The organism is Candidatus Symbiopectobacterium sp., from assembly GCF_020054415.1.
GTDB lineage: Bacteria > Pseudomonadota > Gammaproteobacteria > Enterobacterales > Enterobacteriaceae > Symbiopectobacterium.
Genome location: NZ_JAHWCO010000011.1, coordinates 1 through 4701 on the forward strand (window position 1 = coordinate 1; position 4701 = coordinate 4701).

Consider the following 4701-nt stretch of genomic DNA (forward strand, 5'->3'; position numbering starts at 1 on the left):
AGGTGGGTGAAGCCATGGCCATGGTCAAAGCGCTTAACCGGATCACGCTATTAGGAATGCCGAACAGTATTCGCATCACGTAACAATCGACCCGTATGGGGCGCAGTCGTTACAAGTTCTGATTTATTCAACAAAGCCCATCAGATGTCGAAAAACATCGGTTTCTTTACTTTGTGCTGGTAGGGGTTTTGCGCTGATAAAGGTGAACGCTCTGAAACCACCCCGCTTCCTGATGAGGTGAACCATGACGGGCTATCGTTGTTGTTGCGGCTCCTGCATTTATTTTCCATTTGAGCATGGAATAATTGATGGAGTACGCAATGAGTACCATAAACAGACTACCTCTCCTTGATTTATCACACCTGCACGGTAACCCCGAGCAGCGACGGGCGTTTTTAACCTCGCTCAATGAAGCCGCCCGCGATGTCGGTTTCTTTTATCTCACCCACCACGGTATTCCCTAAACGCTACAGCAGCAGTTGCAGCAGCAGGCTCGCGCTTTCTTTGCTTTGCCTTGCCTGATGAGGAAAAACAGCGCGTTGCCATGATCCATTCTCCTCACTTTCGCGGCTACAACCGTGCCGGGGCTGAGTTGACGCGCAACCAACCCGACTGGCGTGAGCAGTTTGACATTGGCGCTGAACGCACCGCTCTGCAATTGACACCGCAATCCCCCCGTTGGTGGCAGTTACAAGGTCCTAATTTGTGGCCGGAAGCGCAGCCTGCACTGAAAACCACGCTGCTGACCTAGCAACAAGCGATGACCGCCATGGCCCAGCAACTGTTGTGTGCTTTTGCGGAGGCGCTGGCGTTAGCGCCACACACCTTTGATGCACTGTACGGTGAGAAGCCTAACGAACATATCAAGCTGATTCGTTATCCGGGGCAATCGGCGCAGAGTAGCCAGCAATGCGTGGGGGCGCACAAAGATTCAGGTTTCCTGAGCTTCCTGTTGCAGGATGAGCAGGCTGGTTTACAGGTCGAGGTGGCCCCCGATCGCTGGATTGATGCGCCGCCGCTGCCGGGCTCCTTTGTCGTGAATATCGGTGAACTACTGGAACTGGCGACCAATTGCTATTTACGTGCCACCGTGCACCGTGTGGTCTCACCGCCTGCCGGGCAGGAGCGCCTCTCCATTGCCTTTTTCCTCGGTGCACAGTTGGATGCGGTGGTGCCGGTGTATCAACTGCCTCCACAGGTGGCGCGTCTGGCGCAGGGGCCTACCAACGATCCGCACAATCCCTTGTCGCGTGATGTGGGTTGGAACTACCTGAAAGGGCGACTGTGCTCGCATCCTGATGTTGCACAGCGTCATTACGCCGATGTGGTAGCGAAAGCGGAACACGCCGCTCACTGACGCTTCTCTGTCTCTGCCTTTGTGGCAGGCATAAACCCCAATACCTAAAACGAAGAAATAAAAGGAAGCCTGTATGAATAAGCGTGTCGCATTTTTTGTCAGCAGTATTGCATTAGCCGTTAGCGTTAGCGTTACCTTCTCTGCCTCCGCGTCGCAAGCGCTGCGCGTAGCTGCCGATCCAGTGCCTCACAGTGAGATCCTGGCACAGGTGCAGAAAATTGATCCACAGAACGCTTTGAAAGTGATCGAACTGACCAGCGGTGTAAACGCCAACGAGCTGCTGGCGCATGGCGATGTGGATGCCAACTATTTCCAACACGTGCCCTATCTGCGGGATCAGGAAAAAGCGTTGGGGAAACAGTTTGTAGTCGCCGCTACCGTGCCTGTGAAACAGTTAGGTATTTACTCACGTAAGCACAAAAGCTTTAGCGAGGTGCCGGAAGGCGGCACGGTGGCCGTACCGAACAATGTCACCAACCCCAGCCGTGCACTGTATTTATTACAGAGCCAGGGGCTGGTGAAGCTGAAACCAGGCTACAGCGATCCGGCCAAGGATCAGGCAACACCGAAATATATCGCTGAAAACCCGAAGAAGCTGAAGATCAAGGAAGTGGAAGCGGCGCAGATCCCGCGCTCGCTGGACGATGTCGATCTGGCGGTGATCAACGGCAACTATGCGCTGAGGTTAGAACGCGCAGAGCATAACCCCTATGCCAACATATTGGTGACGACGCCCGCCCTGTAAAACGATCCGCACATTAAAAAGCTGGCCGCCGATCTGGAATCCAAAGCGATCGCCGATTTTATTGCGCAACGCTATAACGGCTCGGTGATCCCGGTGGCGAGCCAGCAACAATGATTGTCATCGGACACGTGGGAAAACGTTACCCAGGGTGCGATCACCCGGCATTGGATGACGTGCCGCTGACGATTCCCGAAGGTTCTGTTTATGGCATTTTGGGGCGCAGCGGTTCGGGTAAAAGCTCGCTGCTGCGCTGTCTTAACCTGCTGGAACGGCCCTCATCGGGCCGGATTGTGGTGGATGGTGAAGAGATTACGTCACTCTCTTCACGGGCGTTGCGCCAGCACCAGCACCGGCAGCGCACCAGCATGATTTTTCAGCACTTCAACCTGCTGCATGCGCGTAATGTGCAGGACAACATTGCCGTGCCGCTTGAGATAGCTGGGGTTGCGCGTCACGAGCGTGAAGCGCGAGTCAGCGCGTTGTTGGAATGGGTGGGGCTCAGTGATAAAGCGCGCGCCTTCCCTTCGCAGTTATCCGGTGGGCAGCAGCAGCGTGTCGGCACTGCGCGTACGTTGGCGGCGAAGCCGAGGTATTTACTGTGTGACGAGGCGACCAGCGCGCTCGATCCTGAAACCACAGCATCGGTGTTGGCGCTGCTAGCAGACATCAACCGTCAGTTAGGTGTGACGATCATGTTGATCACGCACGAACTGTCAGTGGTAAAAGCCATTTGCGATCACGCCGCGCTGATGGCGCATGGTCAGATCGTGGAAAGCGGGGCGCTGTCGACGCTGCTTTCAACGCCTGATTCGCAGCTACGCAGAGCGTTGTTGCCCGATTATGCGGCAGAGCAGGCGTTTCTTCGCCGTCACGGCGTCATTGAAGGGAGTGCCTTATGCAAGGTCGCCTGAGCTGGGATGAGTTTATTGCGCTTATGTGGAATTCCACATTAGAGACGGGGTACATGGTGGGGCTGGCAGCGATGTTTACCGTGCTGATTGGCCTGCCGCTAGGTGTGGTGTTTTTTATCACGCGATCTGACGGGGTTGCGCCTTTATCTTGGTTAAACCGGGGGATGGGTGCTCTGATCAACGTTGGCCGATCACTACCGTTTGTGGTGTTGTTGATTGCGCTGATCCCGTTGACCCTTCTGATCGTCGGCACCACACTTGGAAGTGCGGCGGTGATCGTACCGATCACTATCGGGGCTTTTCGCTTTTTTCCCGCGTAGTGGAAAATGCGTTGGATGAGGTTGAACGCGGGCGTATTGAGGCGATCCAGTCAATGGTGGGATCACTCTGACACGTGATCGGCAAAGTGTTGCTGCCAGAAGCGCTGCCAACGATCCTGACAGGCGTGACGTTAACGGTGGTGTTGTTGATTGGATTCTCTTCCATGGCTGGTGTGATCGGCGGTGGTGGTCTGGGGGATCTGGCGATCCGCTACGGCTATCAGCGTGTTAACGATCAGGTGATGGCGGGTACGGTAGTGGTTCTGGTGATTTTAGTTCAGGGCGTGCAATCGATCGGCGATCGTTTGGTACGCGCGTTGGCCCATCGACGATGATCTGATCGTTAGTGTGGAACAAGATCGTTTCTGTGATTATATTTTAGACGTTCAATCGCAGATGAAAGATAAATCGCTTGTGCTCCGAGACTAACCAGTCCACAATTGCGTCCCGCTCGCGCAGTAGGCTATTTTTTATGCAGCGTGTTTTCGGGTATCGAAGTACTTACTCCTCTCTTTTGCGTTTCATGTAATATAAAATCTCATAATTTTCTTAACAGACTTATCCACAGGTTTCTCTTTACCTGCGTAAAATGATCTTTGGCAATATTGTCAAAGATATATTTATATCTTGCTGATATTTATCGATAAAAATAACTTATCAAAATGTTAAGGCGATCACTTGCACTTTCTTCACGAATTGATTGGCAAGGAGTTTTATATTTACGCACAGGGCGTGCCAAGATGATATGACCGTCTGGCAACACCTCAGGCATCGCGCGGTAATCCGGTCGTGTATTCAATATGTTGATTGCAGTGTGAAATTTCCGGTTTTGGATGTTGTAGGCTTTGTTTAATAAATCAGAACTTGTAACGACTGCGCCCCATACGGGTCGATTGTTACGTGATGCGAATACTGTTCGGCATTCCTAATAGCGTGATCCGGTTAAGCGCTTTGACCATGGCCATGGCTTCACCCACCTGAGCATCGTAGTCTATCAGACTTAGATGACAACCCAGAAGCCTTTTGAACCGGAACATGTCCGTTTCAGCCACGTACCGACGGTGAGAGCCCCCTCTCATTTTCCAGATATTGGCAGTATCGCAAGTGCTCTGATTTGCCACAGCGTTGTTACGCTCGTGGTAGCGGTCTGGCCAATATTGCGCCCCCCTTCGTGGCGGGATAAGCGGCCTTATTTTCTTCTTCAGCAGAGCATCATAGCGGCTTTGTTGAATAAATAGAACTTTTGGGTAATCATGGGAGCAGATCACCACAGTTGTTTCAAAATCAGGTCGGCTTTGTTGAATAAATCAGAACTTGTAACGACTGCGCCCCATACTGGTCGATTGTTACGTGATGCGAATACTGTTC

Annotated in this window: 1 protein-coding gene and 5 pseudogenes; 5 read left to right on the forward strand and 1 reads right to left on the reverse strand. The window is 52.7% G+C overall.

Annotated elements, in window-relative coordinates:
• The 5 genes and pseudogenes from QZ506_RS00320 to QZ506_RS00340 form a co-directional block, all read left to right on the forward strand.
• Nucleotides 1–83 (forward strand): annotated as a pseudogene (locus QZ506_RS00320) (lipoprotein); the annotation flags it as partial.
• Between the two features lie 237 nt (nucleotides 84–320).
• Nucleotides 321–1357, forward strand: a pseudogene (locus tag QZ506_RS00325) (isopenicillin N synthase family dioxygenase).
• A 73-nt stretch (nucleotides 1358–1430) separates the two neighbouring features.
• Nucleotides 1431–2216 (forward strand): annotated as a pseudogene (locus QZ506_RS00330) (MetQ/NlpA family ABC transporter substrate-binding protein).
• Nucleotides 2213–3013 carry a methionine ABC transporter ATP-binding protein gene (locus QZ506_RS00335; protein ID WP_291968289.1) on the forward strand — a complete coding sequence of 267 codons (801 nt, stop codon included), beginning with the start codon at nucleotides 2213–2215 and terminating at the stop codon, nucleotides 3011–3013. Before QZ506_RS00330 ends, QZ506_RS00335 begins: the two are co-directional and overlap by 4 nt.
• Nucleotides 2998–3668: pseudogene (locus QZ506_RS00340) on the forward strand (methionine ABC transporter permease). Before QZ506_RS00335 ends, QZ506_RS00340 begins: the two are co-directional and overlap by 16 nt.
• A 561-nt stretch (nucleotides 3669–4229) precedes the next feature.
• Here QZ506_RS00340 and QZ506_RS00345 read toward each other — a convergent pair.
• A pseudogene (locus QZ506_RS00345) lies at nucleotides 4230–4550 on the reverse strand (IS5/IS1182 family transposase); the annotation flags it as partial.
• Between the last annotated feature and the right edge of the window lie 151 nt (nucleotides 4551–4701).